Origin of the sequence: Streptomyces sp. NBC_01288, from assembly GCF_035982055.1 — a bacterium.
Taxonomy (GTDB): Bacteria; Actinomycetota; Actinomycetes; order Streptomycetales; family Streptomycetaceae; genus Streptomyces.
The window spans coordinates 9,886,625-9,907,361 of the sequence record NZ_CP108427.1 but is presented as its reverse complement, the minus strand read 5'-3'; the positions used below and the strand labels follow the sequence as shown (position 1 = coordinate 9,907,361).

Genomic DNA, 20,737 nt, shown 5'->3' with positions numbered 1-20,737 from the left:
CTCGGTCCGGGCTACGGCCCGCTGTGGATCAGGGACGCCCACAGGTGCGGTCGGCCGGAGTGTTCGGTGCGCAGATGCCGGATGACGCGGTGGAGCGCGATCGCCGCGTCGTCGGCGGACGCCGTGTCCGGCATCAGTCGGTAGAAGTGGTCGGCCGCGGCTGCCGCCACGTGGTCGGCCAACGGCCAGAGGCTCGCTACGACGTGGCGGAAGCCGGCCAGTTGGAAGGCGGAGGCGAGGTGGATGGACTCGTCCGCGTGCCGTCGGCCGACGTGGCCGGTGGAGCACGCGGACAGGTAGGCCAGTTCGGCCTCGTGGAGGTCGAGGCGGCCGATCTCCGCGATGGACAGCACGCCGTCGTGGAGGTGGAGCCCGCCCTCGGACGGCGCGTCGGGGTCGGTGCCCGCGTGGCAGGCGAAGTGGGCCCAACTCGCCCTGGGGAGCGCGCCGGTCACACTGCCGGCGGTGGCCTGCTCGTTGGTGAGGAGCGGCATGTCGGGGTGGGCGGCGTGCAGGTTCGCCGCCTCGGCGGCGGTGGCCGGCAGGTCCGGCAGACCCGGGGTCCGGTCGAGGGCCACCGTGAGCCGGCGCTGGGCCGTAGCGGCCGGGCGTCCTTGCGCACGGGCCAGGGTGCGCATGGTGGGTGTGTACGACGAGATCACCCGGTCGAGCGCTCCGGTGGCGCCGGGGTGTCCTGCCGCGTGCAGTGGCAGCAGCGCGAGCGGTCCGGTCGGCATCCACCACACGCGGGGCAGTACTCCGTCGTCCAGGCGGAGCCGGTCCTCGATCGCGTCGAGGACCGGCTCGACCGTCGTGTCCCAGAGTCGGCCGAGCAGTTCCGTCAGCACCCGTTGGCAGCGCAGCTCGCCCGTGAACGAGCCGGCGTCGTGCGTCGCTTCCGTCAGCTCGGCTGCCCACAACTCGACGTCGGACAACCGCAGTTCGGGCAGCGGCACCGGCAGCAGGGGCCCGTCTGCGGTGACGACGACGGCGTCGCACCGCTGACGGCCGGCGTTGAGCAGCACGACCGCCTCACCGGCGCCGGTCGGCCGCAGCCGGGTCCATCTCTGCGGGAGCAGGAACCGGTCCAGGCCCGGCAGCCGGCGGATCTCCGTGAGTACGGCGTCGTGCTCGGCCCACAGCCGTTTACGCCGGTCGATGTGGTCGACGTGGTCGACGTCCTGGCCGTCGGGCGTGGCCATGGCCGGGGGATCCGCCGCGTTGAGGGCATCGCGGACCCGGCTCAGCCGGCCGGCCAGTGCCGGGTGCTCGGCTTCGAGGTCGGCGATGGGTGTCCGCAGCGCCAGCCGGGACGTCAGCAGGATCGACCGTCCCAGCTCGGCGGTCTGGACCGCGCCGCCCGGATCGTCGAGGGCACAGTGCACGGCGATCGTCTCGCCGACCAGTCCGCTGTTCGCGCCGAGACGGTACTCGTGGTCCGCCGACGAGGTCTCCCGTGCCGCGACCAACGGCAGCAGCTCCACCGCCGTGTCGAACAGCAGCCGGGCGGTGTGCGGTTCGTCCAGTACGTAGGCGAGTCGGCCGACCGCCCAGCAGGCGCGAAGCCTTTCGAACGGGGGCGACGTCGTGGCCGCGAGCGTCTCCTCCGCGAGCCGCATGATCCGCGGCCGGTCGAACGCTCTGCCGCTGTCCCACCTCCTCGTGTGACAGACCGCGAGGAGGTAGATGCGTGAGGCCCGCCGGGGATGGTCGACGGGGGTCGCCGCGACGGTCCGTTCCGCGGCGTCGACGGCGCGGTCGAGGTCGGACGTGTCGCCGGTCCGCTGGAACCGCAGCCGGTGGGTGTTACTGAGGTTGAACAGATGCTGCGCGCGGAGCGGATCGTCCGCTGGGACGGCGTCGGCCGCCTCCCGCGCCAGGTCGACCGCGCGGTCCAGGTCGGCCGGATCGCCCGAGCGCTCGTACCGCGCCTGATAGGACCGTCCCAGGTTGTAAAGGCGCAGCAGTCGGTTGGGGTGGTCGGCGGGGGTGGCCGCGAGCGCCAGGAGCGTGCGGTCGATGGCGCTGTCGAGGTCGGCGCCGCCGGCGGTCCGGTCGGACCGCGACTGGTAGGCGGTTCCGAGGTTGGACAGGTGCATCGCCCTGTTCGGGTGGTCGTCAGGCGTGGCGGCCACGGCCTCTTCGTGAAGCGCGACGGCACGGTCCAGGTCGTGAATGCTGCCGCTGTGCTCAAACCGTTGATGGAGGGCGGTGGCAAGGTTGGACAGGCGCATCGCACGGTCCGGGTGACCGTCCGGCGTGGCGGCCACCGCGCGTCTGCCGGCGTCGATGCCCGCGTCGAGGTCGGACATGTCTCCGGTGCGGGTGAGCCGGGACCAGAGGGCGACGCTGAGGTTGGACAGGTGGATCGCCAGGTTCGGGTGGTCCTCGGGGGTGGCGGCCACGGCCTCTTCGTGAAGCGCGATCGCCCGGTCCAGATCGGCCACGTCCCCCAGCCGGTCGAACCGCCCGCGCAGGGTCGCCGCCAGATTGGACCGGGCCCTCGCGCGGAAGGGGTGATCGGCCGGTGTGGCGAGGACGGCGCGTTCCAGGCTCGCTGCGGCGCGGTGCAGGTCGGCGAGGTCTCCCTTCCGGTCCGACCGCGCGTCGTACGCGGTGCCCAGGTTGGACAGACGGAGGGCGAGATCCGGGTGGCCCTCTGGCGTCGCGGCCACAGCCTGTTCGTGATGTACGACCGTCCGGTCCAGGTCGGCCACGTCCCCCCGCCGGTCGAACCGCGCCCGGTACACGATGCCGAGGTTGGACAGGATCGTCGCGAACTGGAGGTGTCCGCGGGGCACCACGGCAGCGGCACGATCAAGGTGGCCGATCGCCCGGTCCAGGTCGGCGACCTCCCCCAGCCGCTCGAACCGCGCGTGGTACGCCATACCGAGATTGGACACGTAGGTGCCGCCGTCCACGGCGTTGTCCGGAGCCACGGCCACCGCCCGTTCGTAGTGGCCGATCGCCCGCTCCAGGTCGGCCGGGTTCCCCGTCCGCTCGAAGCGGTCGGCGTAGGCGGCGGCGAGGTTGGACAGGGCGGTGGCTCGGTGCGGACTGGCGGTGTCGGCGGTGGCCTGTTCCCCGAAGCCGATGGAGCGCTCCAGGTCCGCCTGACGGCCCGCCCGTCCGAACCGTGCCCAGTAGGAGGTGGCGAGGTTGGTCAGGGTCGTCGACCGCTGAGGGGAGTCGACGAGAGTGACAGCCATCGCCTGCTCACCGAGGTCGATGGAACGGTCCAGATCCGAGACGTGCCCGGTTCCCTCGAACCGCCGCAGGTAGCCCATGGCGAGGTTGGACAGGATGGTCGGCCGGTGCGGGGAGTCAGCGGGACTGGCAGCCATCGCCTGCTCACCGTGGCCGACGGCACGGTCCAGGTCCGAGAGGTGCCCTGTCTGCTCGAACCGCAGCAAGTAGCCGTTGCCGAGGTTGGTCAGGGCGGTCGGGCGGTGCGGAAAATCTGCGGAGACGACAGCCATGACCTGCTCGCCTCTGTCGATGGAACGGTCCAGGTCCGAGGTGTTCCCGGTCCGCACGAACCGCAGCAAGTAACCCGTGGCCAGGTTGGTCAAGGTTGTCGGCCGATTGGGAAAGTCGGCGGAGGCGACAACGATCACCTGCTCGCCTCTGTCGATGGAACGGTCCAGATCCGAGGACTGCCCCGTCCGATCGAAGCGCAGCAAGTAGCCGGAGGCGAGATCGGACAAGGCTGTCGTCCGGTTGGGCGAATCGGCGGGGGCGACAGTCATCACCCGTTCACCGATGTCGATGGACCGGTCCAGATCCGCGAGTTGCCCTGTTCTCTGGAATCGCAGCAGGTAACCCGTGCCGAGGGTGGTCAGGTGGAACGCGATGTTCGGGTTGGCGCCGGGCACGCCGACGGCCCCTTCCCCGAACTCGACGACCCCGTCCAGGTCGTGCGGGTGCCCGACCCGCTGGAACCGCAGGAGGTGGGTGGCGCTGAGGTTGCCCAGGATCAGCGCGGAGTTCGGGTCGCCGTGGTGGAGGGCGGCCACGGCCTCTCGCCCGATGCCGATCGACCGGTCGGCGTCGAACTCCCGGCCCGTCAGCGCGTACAGCGCCCGATGCGACTCGGCGAGGTTGTACAGGCGGACGGCTCGGCGTGGATGGTGATGCGGTGTCAGGGCGACGATGCGCTGGAACCACGAGACGCAGGTGCCCAGTTGTGCTGTGTCACCGGCCCTGCTGGCCCGGTTCAACAGGTCGACAGCCTGCTGGTTCAGCAGCTCCGGATCGGCTTGGTGGTAGGAGGACATCACCCATGAGACTATCGGCCGACCGGCTGAAGGAGGAGCCCTGGTGGACGCCGAACGATCGGCACTGACCACGCTGTGTCAGGAGTTCGAGGCGCTGATCGGCGAGACCGGGCTCCACTCCGCGGAACGTCAGGAACTGCTGCGACGGATCGTGGCCGAAGCACGGGCCCGGCGTCCGGTGCTCGCCCTGCTGGGCCAGTTGCTCAACACCGACCGTGAGACCACCCTGCGCACACTCTCGACGGGGCTGCCGGGATCCGGGCCGGGCTTCGCCCGTCAGGAGACCTTCCGCTGCCCGGACGGCGCCTGCGACCGGACGGCGGTACCGCTCCCGGCGGGTGCCATCCCGCGCTGCGCCGTCATGGGTCGGCCCCTGGAACGGGGGTAGCTCAAGTGGGCGGTTTCTTCGAGCAGTTGGCCAAGACGCTCGCCGACCGGTGGATCAGTCTGCTGGTGCTGCCCGGCGCGTTCTTCCTCGGCGCGGTGTGGCTGTCCGTCAACCTCGGCCATGCCGACGCGTGGAACGTCGTGTTGGCCGCCCGGCGGGTAGAGAACACCGCCGACACGGTCAGGGACCTGCCGAGCGGGGCGCAGGCGCTGCTCGTCGTGGCCGTACTGGCGGCCGCTTCCGGTGTGGGCTTCGTCGTGCAGGCGCTGGCCGGAGTCACCCGGCGCGTCTGGCTCGGGCCGTGGCCCCGCCCGTTCCTCGCGGTCGCGGCGGCACGGACGGCGCGTCGGCGTGCCCGGTGGCACCAACTCGTGGAGGAACGCCGGGCACTCGAAGCAGGGAGTCCGGGCACACCCACCCGCGAGCAGCAGGACCGGATCGATGCCGTGGCCGACCGCGTCACCCGGCTGGCCATGGCCGAACCGGGCAGGCCGACCTGGATGGGCGACCGGATCCACGCCGTGGAGTCGATCGCACACCACCGCTACGGACTCGACCTGGCCTACGGCTGGTCCCGGCTCTGGCTGGTCCTTCCCGACGCCGCACGCACCGAACTCACCGCCGCGCACTCGGCGTTCGCCGCCGCGGTCGCCACCGGAACCTGGGCCCTGCCCTACCTCGCACTCACCGTGGTGTGGTGGCCGGCCGTTTTGATCGCCGCGGGCATCGGCCTGACCGGTTGGGCCCGCGCCCGCTCCGCCGTAGCCGATCTCACCACGCTGACCGAGGCCACCCTCGACCTGCACGGCCGCACGCTGGCGGTCGCGCTGGGCGTCGGCGACCCCACGGAGGCAACCGGCCCCCTCACGATCGGCGAGGGCGAGCGCATCACCGACCTCGTGCGGAAGGGCCGCTAGCAGAACTCTCTTGCCGCGTAAGCAGGTTGACGCCGGATGGGCGGCGCGAGTCGCCTCGGGCGATGACCGCACGGCTGCCGGACAGCGACGAGCGCCTGGGTCCGGCGATCGCCAACCCGACTTCCGCCGGCACACCAGCGCCGAGACGAGCCCGGTACGGAGGAGCACGCCGGAAACCTGCTGCACCGGTGGGGCCGTTCAACGTGGGCCGACTTAATTCGGTTGCCGCTCCCCGCACCCGCCCCTCACCATGGGCGGGCGACCGGGAGCCGCCCGGTGCTCCACGAGAGGAGGCGCGACCGTGAACACGACTGTCCTCGGCCTGCCCGCCGACCGCCTCCCTCTCACCTCATGGAGCACCCTCAGCGATGTCTCGCAACGACTTCCCGCAACACCCCCAGCACTCTCGACTCCCGGCGTTTCCTGACGACTTCGGCACCGCCCCCTACCGCCACGGCCCGCCGCCGGGCAACGCGGTACCGGACGACATCGACGACCGGTTCGTCTTCGAATTCCGCCCCTACGACGACCTCGCCGACGGCCAGCGCTGGTCGACCTGGCTCCGCGTCGAACCCCTGAGCCGGGGCCCCGAGCCGCTCCCGGACTGGGTGGTGACCTCGCAGGGCGCGATCGACACCGAACTCGGCGTCCTCAAGACCGGCAAGGAGGCGGACGTCCACCTCGTCGAGCGCGCCGACCCGCGCGACCCCGCCCCCGGGGTCGTCATGGCGGCCAAGCGGTACCGCTCCCCCGAGCACCGGACCTTCCACCGCACCGCGTCCTACACCGAGGGCCGCTCGGTGAAGCGCTCACGCGACGAGCGTGCCCTGAAACGGAAGAGCACCTTCGGCCGGCAGGTCGCGGCCGGCGAGTGGGCGGTGTCCGAATGGGCCGCGCTGGTACGGCTCTGGAACCTCGGGCTGCCGGTCCCCTATCCGGTCCAGATCGACGGCACCGAGATCCTGATGGAGTGGATCACCGTCGTCGACGAGGACGGCACCGTCCAGACAGCGCCCCGGCTCGCCCAGACCCGCCCCTCACCCGACCTGCTGGCGGCGTACTTCGAGCAACTCACCGACGCGCTCGCGGTGATGGTGCAGAACGGCCTCGTGCACGGCGACCTCTCGGCGTACAACATCCTGGCGGCAGGCGAACGGCTGGTCATCATCGACCTGCCACAGATCGTCGACCTGGTCGGCAACCTCAACGGGATGACCTACCTCCAGCGCGACTGCGCCAACATCTGCGGCTGGTTCCGTTCCCGGGGCCTCGATGTCGACGAGCACGCCCTGTTCGCCGAGCTGATGGCCCACGCCTTCTGAACCGGGCGGCCCGTGCCGCATCGGGCGACGACCGCCATGTCGACGACGGCGCGTGGGCGCAGGTCGTCGACATGGCGGTTGCGCCGGACGACGTAGTGACGGACGCGGCTTCTGGACGCACACCGTAGGCTCACCGCACCACCGCCACCCGAGGGAGTCCGCCCGTGACCGTCCGCGTGCGTCGTGTCTACGATCCGCCCGAGCCGGAGGACGGTGTGCGCGTCATGGTCGATCGGCTGTGGCCGCGTGGCCTGTCCAAGGACGCGGCCCGGGTCGACGAGTGGCCCAAGGGGATCACCCCGTCGACCGAACTGCGCCGCTGGTATCACGCGGGCGAGGGCGACTTCGACGAGTTCAGCAGCCGTTTCGAGGCCGAGCTCGCCGAATCCGAGGCGGCTCAACTCCTGCACACCCTGCGGAACTTGGTCCGTATGGGACCGGTGACCCTGGTGACGGCGGTCAGGTCGCCGGAGCGGAGTCACGCCTCGGTGCTGGCCCGCCTCCTGGAGGGGTGAACCTCCTGGAGGCGGGCCGCAGGTCTGGCCACGTACCGCTAGGCCGTCTGCTTCGCCGCCGCGCGTCCCGCCGCCCGGCCCGAGAAGAGGCAGCCACCCAGGAACGTGCCTTCGAGCGCGTTGTAGCCGTGGACCCCACCACCACCGAAGCCCGCGACCTCGCCCGCCGCGTACAACCCGCCGATCGGCTTTCCGTCGGCGGCCAGCGCGCGTGAGTCGAGGTCCGTCTGGATGCCGCCGAGGGTCTTGCGGGTCAGGACGTGCAGTTTGACGCCGATCAGGGGCCCGGCCGCCGGGTCCAGGATGCGGTGCGGGGTGGCCACGCGGCCCAGGCGGTCGCCGATGTAGCGGCGGGCGTTGCGGATGCCCTGGACCTGGGAGTCCTTGCTGTAGGGGTTGGCCATCTGGAGGTCGCGGGCCTCGATCTGGCGCCGCACGACGGCCGCGTCCAGAAGAGGCTTGTCGGTCAACTGGTTCATCTTCTCGACCAGTTGCTCCAGATTGCCGGCGGTCACGAAGTCCGCGCCCTTGCGCAGGAAGGCGTCCACCGGGCCCGGGGCGCCCTTGCCGAGGAGCCGGTCGCGCAGGACCGCCTTCTTGTCCTTGGCGGTGATGTCGGGGTTCTGCTCGGAGCCCGACAGCGCGAACTCCTTCTCGATGATCTTCTGGGTGAGGATGAACCAGGAGTGGTCGTGCTCCGCCAAGTCCTCGGTGGTGCGCAGGTACTTGAGGGTGTTGAGGGTGTCGTAGCCCGGCAGGCACGGGTCGGGCAGGCGGCGGCCGAGGGCGTCGAACCACAGGGACGACGGGCCGGGCAGGATGCGGATGCCGTGGCCGGGCCAGACCGGGTCCCAGTTCTGGAGGCCCTCGGTGTAGTGCCACATGCGGTCGCGGTTGACGAGTCGTACGCCCGCTTCGGCGCTGATGTCGAGCATCCGGCCGTCGACGTAGGCCGGTACGCCGGTGACCATCTCCGCAGGCGGAGTGCCGAGGCGCTCGGGCCAGTACTCGCGGACGATGTCATGGTTGGCACCGATGCCGCCGGTGGTGACGACGACGGCCTGCGCGGTGAGTTCGAAGTCGCCGATCGCCTCGCGGCTGGAGGAGACGCCCCGGGCCGCGTTGTCCTCGGCGAGGACCGTGCCGCGGACGCCGCGCGCCTCGCCCTCCTCGACCACCAACTCGTCGACCTGGTGACGGTAGTAGAAGGTGAGCAGTCCGTCACGGGCGGCCTGCCTGGCGTAGTTCACGAAGGGTTCGACGACTCCGGTGCCGGTGCCCCAGGTGACGTGGAAGCGCGGGACGGAGTTGCCGTGGCCGTGGGCGCGCAGGTCGCCGCGTTCCGCCCACCCGACCGTGGGCAGCAGCTTGATGCCGTGCCCGTCGAGCCAGGTCCGCTTCTCGCCGGCCGCGAACTCGACGTAGGCGCGCGCCCAGCGCACCGCCCACGAGTCCTCGTCGTCGACGCGGTCAAAACCGGCGCTGCCCTGCCAGTCACTCCAGGCCAGGTCGAAGGAGTCCTTGATGCCGAGACGGCGCTGTTCCGGCGAGTCGACGAGGAACAGTCCGCCGAAGGACCAGAACGCCTGCCCGCCGAGGTTGTTGGCGTTCTCCTGGTCGACGAGCGCGACCCGGCGTCCCCGGCTGGTCAGTTCATGGGCCGCGACCAGACCGGCCAGCCCGGCTCCGACGACGATGACGTCCGCATCCATGGCGACGTTGCCCTTCTCAAGTGGGTTGTCATTCAGGGGTGTTGCTGCCGTCGGTCAGCAGCGCGGTGAGCAACTGCTTGAGCCAGGAGCGCGCCCGCTCGGCGTCCTTGTCGAGCAGCAGCTGGGTGGTGACTCCGTCGTACGCGGCGATCACCGCGTGGGCGGCGCCCTCGATGTCGCCCAGTACGGCGGGCAGTTGAGTGTGTCCGCGTGCCCGGATGAGCCGGTCGGCGATCGCGCCGCGCAGCCGTGCTCGGTGGTCGAGGAGGGTCTGGGCGACGGCCGGGTCCCGGGCCGCGTGCACCAGGAAGTCGGTCTTCACCAGCAGCCAGTCCAGGTCGAGGAGCAGCACGTCGGTGACCCGGTCCACCGCCGCGGGCACATCGAGGTCGGGCCCGTCGAGCGCGAACGCGCCGGCCACCTGGTCGGCGATCAGCTCGGCCCGGTCCCGGTAGAGCGCGAAGAACAGCTCGTCCAGGCTGCCGAAGTTCGAGTAGAACGCGCCCCGGCTGTAACCGGCGGCCTCGCAGACCTCCTCGATGGAGACCCGCCCGAACCCCTTCGCCGCGAACACGGCGAACGCGGCGTCCAGCAGCTTGGCGCGCGTGCGCACCCGGCGCCTGGTCACACGTTTGGCCGTCGCCTCCACCGCCATGTCCGGACCTCCGCATCCTTCGTTCGATACGTGAATGTATCCGATACGTCGATGTATCCAAAGGGGTCCACTTCGGATGGGAACAGCTATTCGAATAAAGAGTACGCTGGTCCCATGACCGCGCACCACCTCCAGGGCTCCCTCTTCGACCAGACCGACCAGCTCCGCCCCGGCCCCCTCCACGGGATCCGCCGTACGGCACTGGGACTCGGCGCCTGGATCGACGTGCTGCCCGGGTGGCTCGGCGGCGCCGACACCCTCTTCGAGGAGTTGGCCACCGAGGTGCCGTGGCGCGCGGAGCGCCGTCAGATGTACGACCAGGTCGTCGCCGTACCGCGACTGCTCGCCTACTACGGCGCCGACGACACGCTCCCCCACCCGGTGCTCACCGAGGCCCGAGACGCTCTCTCGGCGTACTACGCGCGGGAGTTGGGCGAACCGTTCTCCACGTCCGGGCTCTGCTACTACCGCGACGGCCGGGACAGTGTCGCCTGGCACGGCGACCGGATCGGGCGGGGTGCCCGCGAGGACACGATGGTGGCGATCCTCTCCGTGGGCGCGCCCCGCGACCTGCTGCTACGGCCCGTGCGCGGCGGCGAGTCGGTGCGGCGCCCGCTCGGGCACGGCGACCTGATCGTGATGGGCGGCTCCTGTCAGCGGACCTGGGAGCACTGCGTCCCCAAGACCACCCGCGCCGCGGGACCGCGCATCAGCGTGCAGTTCCGCCCGCACGGCGTGCACTGAGGCGGAGAGGCGGCCGCTTCGGATGCGCGCGGGGGTCGCCCCCCCCCCCGACGGACGGCGTCGGAGGCGGCTTCCCCCGCGCGAGCCGAGGTCATCCGCGTCTGGTTGGCTGTTCCCGTACGGGGCACCACCTCACGAGGGACGATCATGCGGGCAGATGTACGCCAAGTCGCCGACGGCACCTACCTGGTGCACGGCAGCAACACCAACTGGGTGATCCTCACGGACGGCGACGCGGTCACGCTGGTGGACACCGGGTACCCCGGGGACCGGCAGCTCGTGCTCGACTCCCTTGAGCAGGTGGGGAGTTCACCGAAAGCCGTCACGGCGGTGCTGATCACCCACGCGCACAACGACCACCTCGGTTCGGCGGAGTACCTGCGCGACACCTACGGCACGCCGGTGTACCTGCACGAGGCCGAAGTACCGCACGCACGGCGGGAGTTCCTCCAGCAGGTGACCGTCGGGGACGTACTGAAGAACGTCTGGCGTCCCGGAGTGCTGCCGTGGATGGTGCACACGATCCGCGTCGGCGGCACCGAGCAGCATCCCGTCGCCGCGGCCGAGGCGTTCCCGGGCGCGGACGGCCCGCTCGACCTGCCCGGCCGGCCCGTCCCCGTGCACACCCCCGGCCATACGAGCGGGCACTGCGTGTTCCATCTCCCGGACAGCGGGATCGTGATCTCCGGGGACGCCCTGGTGAGCGGCCACCCGACCTCCCGGATCAAGGGCCCGCAGCTGCTGCCCGACATGTTCCATCACGAGCGCGAGCGTGCCGTGGCCTCGCTGGACGTCCTCGAAGCGCTCGACGCCGAGACCCTGCTGCCCGGCCACGGCCCGCTGCACACCGGTCCGGTCCGTGAGGCGGCGCGGCGCGCCCGCGAGCACGCGATCTAAGGTCACCCCATGGCACTGCAAATCAACGCGACGAACCCGGAGCATCCGGTCCTCCTGCTGGAACTGCCCTGGGACGTCCCCCTGGAGGAGTGGCCGGACGAGTACCTGGTGCCGCTGCCGCGCGGTATCTCCCGCCACGTCGTGCGCTACGCCCGCGCCGGCAGCGAGGTTATAGCCGTCAAGGAACTGGCGGAACGCCCCGCGCTGCGCGAGTACGAGCTGCTGCGCGACCTGGACCGGCTCGGCATCCCGGCGGTCGACCCCCTCGCCGTGGTCACCGGACGCGCCGACGCCGCCGGCGAGCCGCTGGAGCCGGTGCTGATCACTCGGCACCTGGGCGGCTCGATGCCGTACCGCTCGATGTTCGAGACGACGCTGCGGCCGGCCACCATGCACCGGCTGATGGACGCGCTCGCGGTGCTGCTGGTGCGGCTGCACCTGGCCGGGTTCGCGTGGGGCGACTGCTCGCTGTCCAACACGCTGTTCCGGCGGGACGCGGGCGCGTACGCCGCGTATCTGGTGGACGCGGAGACCGGCGATCTGCACCCGGCGCTGAGCAACGGGCAGCGCGACTACGACCTCGACCTCGCCCGCGTGAACATCAGCGGGGAACTGCTCGACCTGGAGGCGTCCGGGGCGCTGCACCCCTCCGTCGACCCGATCGAGTTCGGCATGGAGATCTGCGCCCGGTACCAGAGTCTGTGGGAGGAGCTGACCCGCGTCTCGGTGTACCCGGCGGGCAAGTACCACTTCATCGAACGCCGGATCCGGCGACTGAACGAACTCGGCTTCGACGTGGCCGAGATGCAGATCGAGCACTCCTCCAACGGCGACACGGTCACCTTCGTGCCGAAGGTCGTCGACGCGGGCCACCACCAGCGTCAACTGCTGCGCCTGACCGGCCTGGACGCCGAGGAGAACCAGGCGCGGCGGCTGCTCAACGACCTGGAGTCCTGGATGGCCACCCAGGACGACTACGCCCCGGGCGACCCGCTCGCCGCCCGGCCCGAGGTGCTCGCGCACCGGTGGGTGCGGGACGTGTTCCGGCCGACCGTGCGGGCCGTACCGCTGGAACTGCGCGGCGCGATGGACCCGGCCGAGATCTACCACGAGCTGCTCGAACACCGCTGGTACATGTCCGAGCACGCCCAGCACGACATCGGCCTGGACACGGCGGTCGACGACTACCTCAAGAACATCCTGCCGAAGGCCCGCGAGACCCTGGAGCCGACTACCCCGGAGTGACCCGGGTCAGCCCGTAGCAGGCGGAGCTGTGGTGCCGCGGACGACGAGGTGGGGCGGGACGACCTGCTCCCCGTCCGCTACGGCCTCGCCGTCCAGGCGGGCGATGGCGCGGCCCACGGCGAGTTCCGCGAGGCGCGGGACGTCCTGGGCGACGGTGGTGAGGTCGATGTGCGCGAGCCGGGACAGGCTGGTGTCGTCGAAGCCGACCACGGAGATGTCGCCGGGGACGGACACCCCGGCCCGCAGGAAGGTGTCGAGGACGCCGGTGGCGCAGCGGTCGTTGAAGGCGAGGACCGAGCTGGGCCGGCGTTTCTCCGCCAGCAGGGTGCGGGCGGCCCGCGCGCCGTCGTCCTCGGTGAGACCGCCGGGCAACACGCGGACGTGGTCGTCGAGGCCGTGGCGGTGCATCGCGGTGCGGTAGCCGCGGCGGCGGTCGGCGGCGCCGGGTGCCCGGCCGCCGTCGATGTGGGCGATGGCGCGGTGACCGAGCGCGACCAGGTGGTCCACGGCCTGGCGGGCGCCCTCGTCGTCGGCGGTGCGGACGACGTCCACGGCAGGTGGGGCGGGCCGTAGCCGCCGGGCCACCGAGACGACCGGGACCTGGGTCGCGAGGTGCGCGAGGCGGGCGGCCGGGACCTCGGGGCCGAGCAGGACGAGGGCCTCGCAGCGGTCGGCGAGCAGCGCCTCCACGGCCTGCCGCTCACCGCGCGTGGGCGCGACCGCGCTGAGCGCGACCTGGTAGCCGGCGGGTTCGGCGGCGGCGTAGATGCCCTCCACCAGGTCGGTGTGGAAGGGATGGCGCAGCCCGAACTGCACGCCGAGCAGGCGTGAGCGGTTGCTGCGCAGCACCCTGGCCCGGGTGTCGGGCCGGTAGCCGATCTCCTCGGCGGCCTTGAGCACCCGCTCGCGGGTGGTGGCGCTCGCGCCGTAGGCCCCGCGCATCACGATGGAGACGAGCGCGACGGACACGCCCGCCCGGGCCGCGACATGGGCCAGCGTGGGCCGCTTTCCGTCGGGGACCGCGGGGGTGGTCGGCACGGTGGTCCTTCCGGTCGAGGTGTCGTCGCGTCTCGGGATCGTAGCCGCTCCGAAAGGTGTGCGACGTCGCTGCTCCGAAGGTACTGCAACGTTCTAGAAACATGCCCGGCGAGGGCTTGACACGGGAATCCAGTAGTGGGGTACTACTGCCATCTAGAACGTTCTAGAAGAGGGCGAGCAGTCATGTACACGTTGGCGGTCTGTGCCGAGATGGTCTTCCGGGACCTCCCGATCCACGAGCGGGCCCGGCGCATCCACGAGGCCGGTTTCCAGGTCGAGATCTGGGACTGGACCCGGCACGATCTGGACGCGCTCACGCGGACCCCGGCCGAATTCTCGTCGATGACGGGCTACATCCGGGGCAGCCTCACCGACGAGGCGGGCGCCGCCGAACTCCTGCGCACCGCCGAGGAGTCGGTGAAGGCCGCCGATCAACTGGGCTGCCCCCGGCTGAACTTGCACGGCACCGGCCTCGACTCCGAGGGCCTGCCGGTGGTTCCGGTGACCGGCGAGCCCACCGGCGCGATGTGGATCGCCGCCCACCGCACCCTGACCCGCCTCGCCGAGCTGGGCGAGAGCGCGGGCGTCACCTTCACGCTGGAGAACCTCAACGCCGCGGTCGACCACCCGGGCGTACCGTTCGCGACGGCCGCCGACACCCTGGCCCTGGTCAAGGCGGTGGACCGGCCCGGCCTGCGGATGAACCTGGACCTCTACCACGCGCAGATCGGCGAGGGGAACCTCATCGAACTCGTCCGCAAGGCCCACGAGTTGGACCTCATCGGCGAGATCCAGGTGGCGGACGTACCCGGCCGCCAAGAGCCCGGCACCGGCGAGATCAACTACCCGGCGATCGCCCGCGCCCTCGCCGACATCGGCTACGACGGCACGGTCGCGATGGAGGCGTGGGCCTCGGAGAGCGAGAGCGAGCGCGCCCTGGACCGCTTCCGCACCGCGTTCACGGTCTGACCCGCCCCGGAATCACACGGCACATTCACACGGCACCAGGGAGAACCCCCATGACCACCCAACTGCCCCTCGCCATCGGCCTGGTGGGCGCGGGCCGCATGGGCTCCTTCCATGCCGAGACCCTCGCCCGCCGCCTGCCCGGCGTCCATCTCGCCGCCGTCGCCGACCCGGCCCCGGGCGCCGCACGGCGCCTGGCCGACCGGCTCGACTGCCCCACGGCGTACACGGAGATCGGCGACCTGTTCGCGGATCCGGACGTCGACGCGGTGGTGATCTCGACGCCGGCCCGCACCCACGCCGACCTGGTCGTGGCGGCGGCCCGCGCGGGCAAGGCGGTCTACTGCGAGAAGCCGATGGCGACCACCCTCGCGGACGCCGACCGCGCCATCGTGGCCGCCGCCGAGGCGGGCGTACCGCTCCAGGTCGGCTTCAACCGCCGCTACGACGCCGGGTTCCGGGCCGCGCACGACAAGGTGGCGGCGGGCGCGATCGGCACCCCGCAGTTGCTGCGTTCGCTCACCCGCGACCCGAAGCTGGCCGACCCGGCCCCGATCCCGCCGTGGACGATCTTCCTCGAAACCCTCATCCACGACTTCGACACCCTGCGCTTCCTCAACCCCGGTTGCGAACCGGTCGAGGTCTTCGCCATGGCCGACGCCCTGGTCCGCCCCGACTTCAAGGACCGCGGCCTGCTCGACACGGCGGTCGTCACGATCCGCTTCGACAACGGCGCCCTCGCCACCGCCGAGGCCAACTTCCAGGCGGTGTACGGCTATGACGTACGCGGCGAGGTCTTCGGCTCGGCGGGCATGCTGACGATGGGCGACATCCGGCGCACCCATCTGACGTCCTACGGCGCGGACGGCATCACGGCCGAGACCGTCACCTACGACCAGGACCTGTTCCACGAGGCGTACGTCGCCGAGCTCGCCGACTTCGCCGAGACCGTCCGCACCGCCCGCACCCCGTCGGCCACCGGCGAGGACGCGCGCGCCGCGCTGACGATCGCGCTGGCGGCGATCCGGTCGGTGGAGAAGGGGGTCCCGGTGCGCATCGAGGAAATCCGCCCCGAGGCCAACTGACCGACTTCTCCTGAGGGTTCAGGACGTCGGCACCACGGCGACCGGGCACTCCGCGTGATGCAGCACCCCGTGCGCGACCGAGCCGATCCGCGCGCCCACCGCCGTACGGTGGGCGCGCCGCCCGACGACCATCAACTGGGCGCGCCCCGCGACCGACAGCAGCACCTGCCCCGCGCTGCCGATCTCCACGTGCTCGACCACGGGCACGTCGGGGAAGCGCTTCCGCCACGGCTCCAGCGCCTCGGCGAGGCCCTTCTTCTCGTACGGTTCCAGGCCGCCGGCCTCGTCGAGGAGCCGCATGGAGCCCGGGCTGTAGGCGAACACCGGCGGCAGGGTCCACGCCCGCACGGCACGGACCGTAGCTCCCCGCGCCGCCGCCGTCTCGAAGGCGAAGCCCAGCGCGGCGGCGCTGTCCTCGGGGTCCCCGTGCTGGCCCACGACGATCTCGCGCCCGGCGGCCTCCCCGGCGGCTTCGTCCCCGGCGCGCACGAGCACGACGGGCCGTAGGGAATCGGCGATCACCTGCTGGCCGACGGAACCGAGCAGGAAGCCGACGACGGGCCCGTGGCCGCGTGAGCCGAGGACCAGGAGTTCGGCGTCGGCAGCGGCGGCGGTCAGCGCGTCGACGGGGTCGCCCTCCAGGACGTCGGTGGTGATGTCCAGACGGGGGTGGCGTTCGGCAACCTCCCGGGCGGCCTCGTCGGCCGCGTCCCGCACCCATCGCTCCTGAATCTCCCGGTCCCCGGCATCAAGGTCCTGGTGCTCCTCGTACCGCCAGACATGCACGACACGCAGCGCCAGCCCCCGCCGTACGGCCTCCCGGCCCGCCCAGGCGAGTGCGGCGAGACTCTCCGCCGATCCGTCGACGCCTGCGGTGATCGGTCGTGTCATGCGGTGGCCTCCCGGTGGTGCGGTCACGTGGGTCGGGCCCAGTCTTCACTACGGTGCCCGCATGACCTTGGAGTGGGAGCAGGTAGTGGTGGACGCGGCCGATCCCGTCGCGCTGGGACGCTGGTGGACCGAGGCCCTCGGGTGGGTGGTGGTCGGCGAGGCGCCGGACGAGTTCGAGATCCGGCCGGAGCCGGAGCGGCTGCCGGGGCTCCTCTTCGTGCCGGTGCCCGAGGGCAAGACCGCCAAGAACCGGCTGCATCTGGACTTCCGGCCCGACGACCAGGAGGCCGAGGTGATCCGGCTGCTGGCCCTGGGGGCGCGGACCGCGGACGTCGGGCAGGGCGAGGAGTCGTGGGTGGTGCTGATGGACCCGGAGGGGAACGAGTTCTGCGTGTTGCGCTCCCGGCGCCCCTGAGGCCCCCGTCTCGGGTGTAGCGGAGCGCGACACGGCGATCGACCATACGATGGTGGGGAGCCGGCGCGGTGACAACGGCGCCGCCGTGCCGTGAAGCCGACCACTCGGGGTGGGAGACGTATGGCACAGGCCGCCGAAGCCGCGCGGACCGTCATCATGACCGTTGACGACGATCCGGGAGTGTCCCGTGCCGTCGCCCGTGACCTGCGGCGACGCTACGGCGAGTCGTACCGCATCGTGCGCGCGGAGTCCGGCGAGTCCGCGCTGGACGCGTTGCGCGAGCTGAAGCTGCGCGGCGATCTCGTGGCCGTGATCCTCGCCGACTACCGCATGCCGCAGATGAACGGCATCGAGTTCCTGGAGCAGGCCCTCGACGTCTACCCGGGCGCGCGCCGGGTGCTGCTGACCGCGTACGCGGACACGGACGCGGCGATCGACGCGATCAACGTCGTGGACCTCGACCACTATCTGCTGAAGCCCTGGGACCCGCCGGAGGAGAAGCTCTACCCGGTCCTGGACGACCTCCTGGAGGCCTGGCGGAACAGCGACTACCGGCCCGTGCCCGCCACGAAGGTGGTCGGGCACCGCTGGTCGGCGCGTTCCTCGGACGTGCGGGAGTTCCTGGCCCGCAACCAGGTGCCGTACCGCTGGTACTCGGCCGACACCCCGGAGGGCCTGCGGCTGCTGTCGGCCGCGGGGCAGGACGGGCAGCGGCTGCCGCTCGTCATCACCGCCGAGGGGAACGTGCTGGTCGAGCCGGAGGCGACCGAGCTGGCCGCCGAGGTCGGGCTCGCGACCACGCCGACGGCGGACTTCTACGACCTCGTCGTCATCGGCGGCGGCCCGGCCGGGCTCGGCGCGGCCGTGTACGGGGCTTCGGAAGGGCTGCGGACGGTTCTCGTGGAGCGGTCGGCGACCGGTGGGCAGGCCGGGCAGAGTTCGCGCATCGAGAACTACCTCGGGTTCCCCGACGGGGTGTCCGGGGCCCAACTCACCGACAGGGCACGGCGGCAGGCCGGAAAATTCGGCGCCGAGATCCTGACCGCCCGCGAGGTCACGGGACTTGAGGTCAGCGGCTCCGCACGCGTCGTACGGTTCGCCGACGGCTCGGCGGTCGCCGCGCACGCCGTGATCCTGGCGACCGGTGTGTCGTACCGGCAGCTGGAGGCGCCCGGCATGCCCGATCTGACGGGCTGCGGGGTCTACTACGGCTCGGCGCTGACCGAGGCGACCTCCTGCCAGGGGCACGACGTGTACATCGTCGGCGGCGCCAACTCGGCGGGCCAGGCGGCGATGTACCTGTCCAAGGGCGCCAAGTCCGTGACGCTGCTGGTGCGCGGGCCCTCGTTGGCCGCGTCGATGTCGTACTACCTGATCCAGCAGATCAACGAGGCGGAGAACATCTCCGTGCGCACCGGCACGGTGGTCGACGCGGCGCACGGCTCCGACCATCTGGAGCAGCTCACCCTGCGCGACACCGAGAGCGGCACGACCGAACTCGTCGACGCGCAGTGGATGTTCGTGTTCATCGGCGCGGCCCCGCTGACCGACTGGCTGGACGGGTCGGTGCTGCGGGACGAGCGCGGGTTCATCCTGTCCGGGCCGGACCTCAGCGCGGACGGGAAGCCGCCCGCGAGCTGGGAGTTGGACCGGGCGCCGTACCACCTGGAGACCAACATTCCCGGCGTGTTCGTGGCGGGCGACGCGCGCGCCGAGTCCGCGAAACGCGTCGCGTCCGCCGTCGGAGAGGGAGCCATGGCCGTGATGCTCGTCCACCGCTACCTGGAGCAGTCATGAGCGGGCAGGTGCTGCCGTGCAGCCCGCAGGAGATCGGCACGCTGTTCCTGTTCGAGAAACTGACGCCGGAGCAGCTCGGCCGGCTGTGCTGCGACGGGCAGGTGGAGCAGTTCGAGGCCGGGCCCGTCTACACCGAGGGCGACCCCGCGACCTGCTTCTACGTCATGATCGAGGGCACCGTCGTGCTGTCGCGGCGGGTCGGCGGCGACGACGTGGAGGTCACCCGGACCTCGCAGCGCGGGGTGTACACGGGCGCGATGCAGGCCTACATCGGGGACCGGGTGCAGCAGGTGTACCTGAACTCGATGCGGGTGACGGAGACGACGCGGTTCTTCGTGCTGCCCGCCGAGACGTTCGCGGCCATCATGAGCGAGTGGTTCCCGATGGCGGTCCATCTGCTGGAAGGGCTCTTCTTCGGCCAGAAGAGCAGCCAGTTGGCGATCAGCCAGCGTGAACGGCTGCTGGCGCTGGGCTCGTTGTCGGCCGGACTGACGCACGAGCTGAACAACCCGGCCGCCGCTGCCGTCCGGGCCACCTCGGCGCTGCGCGAGCGGGTGGCGAAGATGCGGCACAAGCTGCGGGTCATCTCCGCGGGCCGCTATCCGCGCGAGGCTCTGGCCAACCTCATCGACATCCAGGAGCGCACGGCCGAACGGGTCGCCAAGGCACCCTCGTTGAGCCCTCTGGAGGCCTCGGACCGCGAGGACGCCCTCACCGACTGGCTCGACGACCACGACATCACGGAGTCCTGGCAGATCGCGCCGACGTTCGTGCAGGCCGGTCTCGACATCGAGTGGCTGGACCAGGTCGCGGCGGCCGTGGACGCGGAGATCCTGCCGAGCGCGATCGGCTGGCTCAACTACACGGTCGAGACAGAGCTGTTGATGTCGGAGATCGAGGACTCCACGACCCGGGTCTCGAACCTGGTCGGCGCCGCCAAGCAGTACTCGCAACTGGACCGCGCGCCGTATCAGGTGGCCGACGTCCACGAACTCCTCGACAGCACCCTGCTGATGCTCGCGGGCAAGTTCGGCGACCGGATCAAGGTCGTCAAGGAGTACGACCGTACGCTCCCCAAGATCCCTGCCTATCCGGCCGAGTTGAACCAGGTGTGGACCAACCTGATCGACAACGCGGTCTCCGCCATGAACAGTTCGGGCGGGGAAGGCACGTTGACGGTGCGGACGGCGCTGGAGCGCGACCAGTTGATGGTGGAGTTCCGTGACACGGGGCCCGGTGTGCCGCAGGAGATCCGCAGCCGTATCTTCGATCCGTTCTTCACCACCAAGCCGGTGGGCGAGGGCACGGGGCTGGGTCTGGACATCTCCTGGCGGATCGTCGTCAACAAGCACCACGGCACCCTCCAGGTGGAGTCGGTGCCGGGCGACACCCGCTTCCAGGTCCTGCTCCCCCTCACCGCCGTCGACAACGAGACGCCCGAGGAGTCCGCATGAGCGACATCACCGGAATCGACCCCACCGTCCCGCCGAGCGGTGCCGGTTGCGTGGAGTGCGACGCGGACCAGGGCTGGTGGTTCCATCTCCGGCGGTGCGCGCAGTGCGGTCACGTCGGCTGTTGCGACGACTCCCCCGCCAAGCACGCCACGGCCCACTTCCAGTCCACGGGGCACCCGTTCATCCAGAGCTACGAGCCCGGCGAGGACTGGTTCTGGAACTTCACCACCTCCGAGCTGTACGACTCCGGTCCCGACCTCACCGCCCCGGTGAGTCACCCGAAGGACCAGCCGGTGCCGGGTCCCGCGGGACGCGTTCCGGCGAACTGGGCCGAGACCCTGCGCTGAACCCCGGCGTCCCGGGCGGGGACCGTCTCCCGCCCGGTGGCCAGGTGCGTTGTCAGTGACGCGTGCCAGGAT

The 20,737-nt window shown here is 71.3% G+C and carries 18 protein-coding genes; 13 read left to right on the top strand and 5 right to left on the bottom strand.

What is annotated here, in order from left to right; translation table 11 throughout:
* Nucleotides 1-11 precede the first annotated feature (11 nt).
* Nucleotides 12-4,277 (bottom strand): CHAT domain-containing tetratricopeptide repeat protein, encoded by a 4,266-nt coding sequence (locus OG194_RS44565; protein WP_327406419.1) that lies wholly within the window; start codon nt 4,275-4,277, stop codon nt 12-14.
* Between the two features lie 43 nt (nt 4,278-4,320).
* On the opposite strand from OG194_RS44565, the gene OG194_RS44560 reads away from it, so the two are divergent.
* From OG194_RS44560 to OG194_RS44545, 4 genes are all read left to right on the top strand, one after another.
* Entirely contained in the window at nt 4,321-4,665 is a 345-nt protein-coding gene (locus tag OG194_RS44560) for a hypothetical protein (RefSeq protein ID WP_327406418.1), read from the top strand.
* A gap of 5 nt (nt 4,666-4,670) precedes the next feature.
* Nucleotides 4,671-5,582, top strand: a complete 912-nt coding sequence (locus OG194_RS44555) for a hypothetical protein (protein ID WP_327406417.1) — start codon at nt 4,671-4,673, stop codon at nt 5,580-5,582.
* A gap of 368 nt (nt 5,583-5,950) precedes the next feature.
* Nucleotides 5,951-6,904, top strand: a complete 954-nt coding sequence (locus OG194_RS44550; RefSeq protein WP_327406416.1) for a serine protein kinase RIO — start codon at nt 5,951-5,953, stop codon at nt 6,902-6,904.
* Between the two features lie 164 nt (nt 6,905-7,068).
* Complete coding sequence (locus OG194_RS44545; RefSeq protein ID WP_327406415.1) at nt 7,069-7,419, top strand: DUF488 domain-containing protein; 351 nt, start codon at nt 7,069-7,071, stop codon at nt 7,417-7,419.
* A gap of 38 nt (nt 7,420-7,457) precedes the next feature.
* On the opposite strand, the gene OG194_RS44540 is transcribed toward OG194_RS44545, so the two are convergent.
* Nucleotides 7,458-9,131, bottom strand: a complete 1,674-nt coding sequence (locus tag OG194_RS44540) for an FAD-binding dehydrogenase (protein ID WP_327406414.1) — start codon at nt 9,129-9,131, stop codon at nt 7,458-7,460.
* A 28-nt stretch (nt 9,132-9,159) separates the two neighbouring features.
* Entirely contained in the window at nt 9,160-9,786 is a 627-nt protein-coding gene (locus OG194_RS44535; RefSeq protein ID WP_327406413.1) for a TetR/AcrR family transcriptional regulator, read from the bottom strand.
* A gap of 114 nt (nt 9,787-9,900) precedes the next feature.
* On the opposite strand from OG194_RS44535, the gene OG194_RS44530 reads away from it, so the two are divergent.
* The 3 genes from OG194_RS44530 to OG194_RS44520 all read left to right on the top strand — a co-directional run bounded on the left by OG194_RS44530 (nt 9,901) and on the right by OG194_RS44520 (nt 12,672).
* Complete coding sequence (locus OG194_RS44530) at nt 9,901-10,530, top strand: alpha-ketoglutarate-dependent dioxygenase AlkB (protein WP_327406412.1); 630 nt, start codon at nt 9,901-9,903, stop codon at nt 10,528-10,530.
* A gap of 147 nt (nt 10,531-10,677) precedes the next feature.
* Nucleotides 10,678-11,427 carry an MBL fold metallo-hydrolase gene (locus tag OG194_RS44525; protein ID WP_327406411.1) on the top strand — a complete coding sequence of 250 codons (750 nt, stop codon included), beginning with the start codon at nt 10,678-10,680 and terminating at the stop codon, nt 11,425-11,427.
* Nucleotides 11,428-11,436: 9 nt separating this feature from the next.
* Entirely contained in the window at nt 11,437-12,672 is a 1,236-nt protein-coding gene (locus OG194_RS44520) for a DUF4032 domain-containing protein (RefSeq protein WP_327406410.1), read from the top strand.
* Between the two features lie 6 nt (nt 12,673-12,678).
* Here OG194_RS44520 and OG194_RS44515 read toward each other — a convergent pair whose 3' ends face one another.
* Nucleotides 12,679-13,710, bottom strand: coding sequence for a LacI family DNA-binding transcriptional regulator (locus tag OG194_RS44515; protein WP_327406409.1), 1,032 nt, complete (start codon nt 13,708-13,710; stop codon nt 12,679-12,681).
* Nucleotides 13,711-13,893: 183 nt separating this feature from the next.
* Here OG194_RS44515 and OG194_RS44510 point away from each other — a divergent pair, with 183 nt between their 5' ends.
* Both OG194_RS44510 and OG194_RS44505 read left to right on the top strand, forming a co-directional pair.
* On the top strand, nt 13,894-14,679 hold the full coding sequence (locus OG194_RS44510) for a TIM barrel protein (RefSeq protein ID WP_327406408.1): 786 nt from the start codon (nt 13,894-13,896) through the stop codon (nt 14,677-14,679).
* A 50-nt stretch (nt 14,680-14,729) separates the two neighbouring features.
* Nucleotides 14,730-15,761, top strand: a complete 1,032-nt coding sequence (locus tag OG194_RS44505; protein WP_327406407.1) for a Gfo/Idh/MocA family oxidoreductase — start codon at nt 14,730-14,732, stop codon at nt 15,759-15,761.
* 18 nt (nt 15,762-15,779) lie between these two features.
* Here the strand turns inward: OG194_RS44505 and OG194_RS44500 are convergent, their stop codons facing one another.
* Nucleotides 15,780-16,652 (bottom strand): universal stress protein, encoded by an 873-nt coding sequence (locus OG194_RS44500; RefSeq protein WP_327406406.1) that lies wholly within the window; start codon nt 16,650-16,652, stop codon nt 15,780-15,782.
* 61 nt (nt 16,653-16,713) lie between these two features.
* Here OG194_RS44500 and OG194_RS44495 point away from each other — a divergent pair, with 61 nt between their 5' ends.
* From OG194_RS44495 to OG194_RS44480, 4 genes are all read left to right on the top strand, one after another.
* Nucleotides 16,714-17,067 carry a VOC family protein gene (locus tag OG194_RS44495; protein ID WP_327406405.1) on the top strand — a complete coding sequence of 118 codons (354 nt, stop codon included), beginning with the start codon at nt 16,714-16,716 and terminating at the stop codon, nt 17,065-17,067.
* Between the two features lie 120 nt (nt 17,068-17,187).
* The gene (locus tag OG194_RS44490; protein ID WP_327406404.1) at nt 17,188-18,864 is read left to right on the top strand and encodes an FAD-dependent oxidoreductase; all 1,677 of its coding nucleotides are present in this window, start codon (nt 17,188-17,190) and stop codon (nt 18,862-18,864) included.
* A complete protein-coding gene (locus OG194_RS44485) occupies nt 18,861-20,318 on the top strand; it encodes an ATP-binding protein (RefSeq protein WP_327406403.1) in 1,458 nt (485 codons plus the stop codon). Before OG194_RS44490 ends, OG194_RS44485 begins: the two co-directional genes overlap by 4 nt.
* Nucleotides 20,315-20,665, top strand: a complete 351-nt coding sequence (locus OG194_RS44480) for a UBP-type zinc finger domain-containing protein (RefSeq protein WP_327406402.1) — start codon at nt 20,315-20,317, stop codon at nt 20,663-20,665. Before OG194_RS44485 ends, OG194_RS44480 begins: the two co-directional genes overlap by 4 nt.
* The last annotated feature ends 72 nt before the right edge of the window (nt 20,666-20,737 follow it).

Excerpts from the sequence above, each read along its gene's own strand:
- OG194_RS44510 (WP_327406408.1), top strand. The coding sequence starts at position 13,894 with ATGTACACGTTGGCGGTCTGTGCCGAGATGGTCTTCCGGGACCTCCCG.
- OG194_RS44565 (WP_327406419.1), bottom strand. The coding sequence starts at position 4,277 with ATGTCCTCCTACCACCAAGCCGATCCGGAGCTGCTGAACCAGCAGGCT.
- OG194_RS44530 (WP_327406412.1), top strand. The coding sequence starts at position 9,901 with ATGACCGCGCACCACCTCCAGGGCTCCCTCTTCGACCAGACCGACCAG.
- OG194_RS44525 (WP_327406411.1), top strand. The coding sequence starts at position 10,678 with ATGCGGGCAGATGTACGCCAAGTCGCCGACGGCACCTACCTGGTGCAC.
- OG194_RS44480 (WP_327406402.1), top strand. The coding sequence starts at position 20,315 with ATGAGCGACATCACCGGAATCGACCCCACCGTCCCGCCGAGCGGTGCC.
- OG194_RS44535 (WP_327406413.1), bottom strand. The coding sequence starts at position 9,786 with ATGGCGGTGGAGGCGACGGCCAAACGTGTGACCAGGCGCCGGGTGCGC.
- OG194_RS44505 (WP_327406407.1), top strand. The coding sequence starts at position 14,730 with ATGACCACCCAACTGCCCCTCGCCATCGGCCTGGTGGGCGCGGGCCGC.
- OG194_RS44520 (WP_327406410.1), top strand. The coding sequence starts at position 11,437 with ATGGCACTGCAAATCAACGCGACGAACCCGGAGCATCCGGTCCTCCTG.
- OG194_RS44490 (WP_327406404.1), top strand. The coding sequence starts at position 17,188 with ATGGCACAGGCCGCCGAAGCCGCGCGGACCGTCATCATGACCGTTGAC.
- OG194_RS44485 (WP_327406403.1), top strand. The coding sequence starts at position 18,861 with ATGAGCGGGCAGGTGCTGCCGTGCAGCCCGCAGGAGATCGGCACGCTG.
- OG194_RS44540 (WP_327406414.1), bottom strand. The coding sequence starts at position 9,131 with ATGGATGCGGACGTCATCGTCGTCGGAGCCGGGCTGGCCGGTCTGGTC.
- OG194_RS44550 (WP_327406416.1), top strand. The coding sequence starts at position 5,951 with ATGTCTCGCAACGACTTCCCGCAACACCCCCAGCACTCTCGACTCCCG.
- OG194_RS44495 (WP_327406405.1), top strand. The coding sequence starts at position 16,714 with ATGACCTTGGAGTGGGAGCAGGTAGTGGTGGACGCGGCCGATCCCGTC.
- OG194_RS44500 (WP_327406406.1), bottom strand. The coding sequence starts at position 16,652 with ATGACACGACCGATCACCGCAGGCGTCGACGGATCGGCGGAGAGTCTC.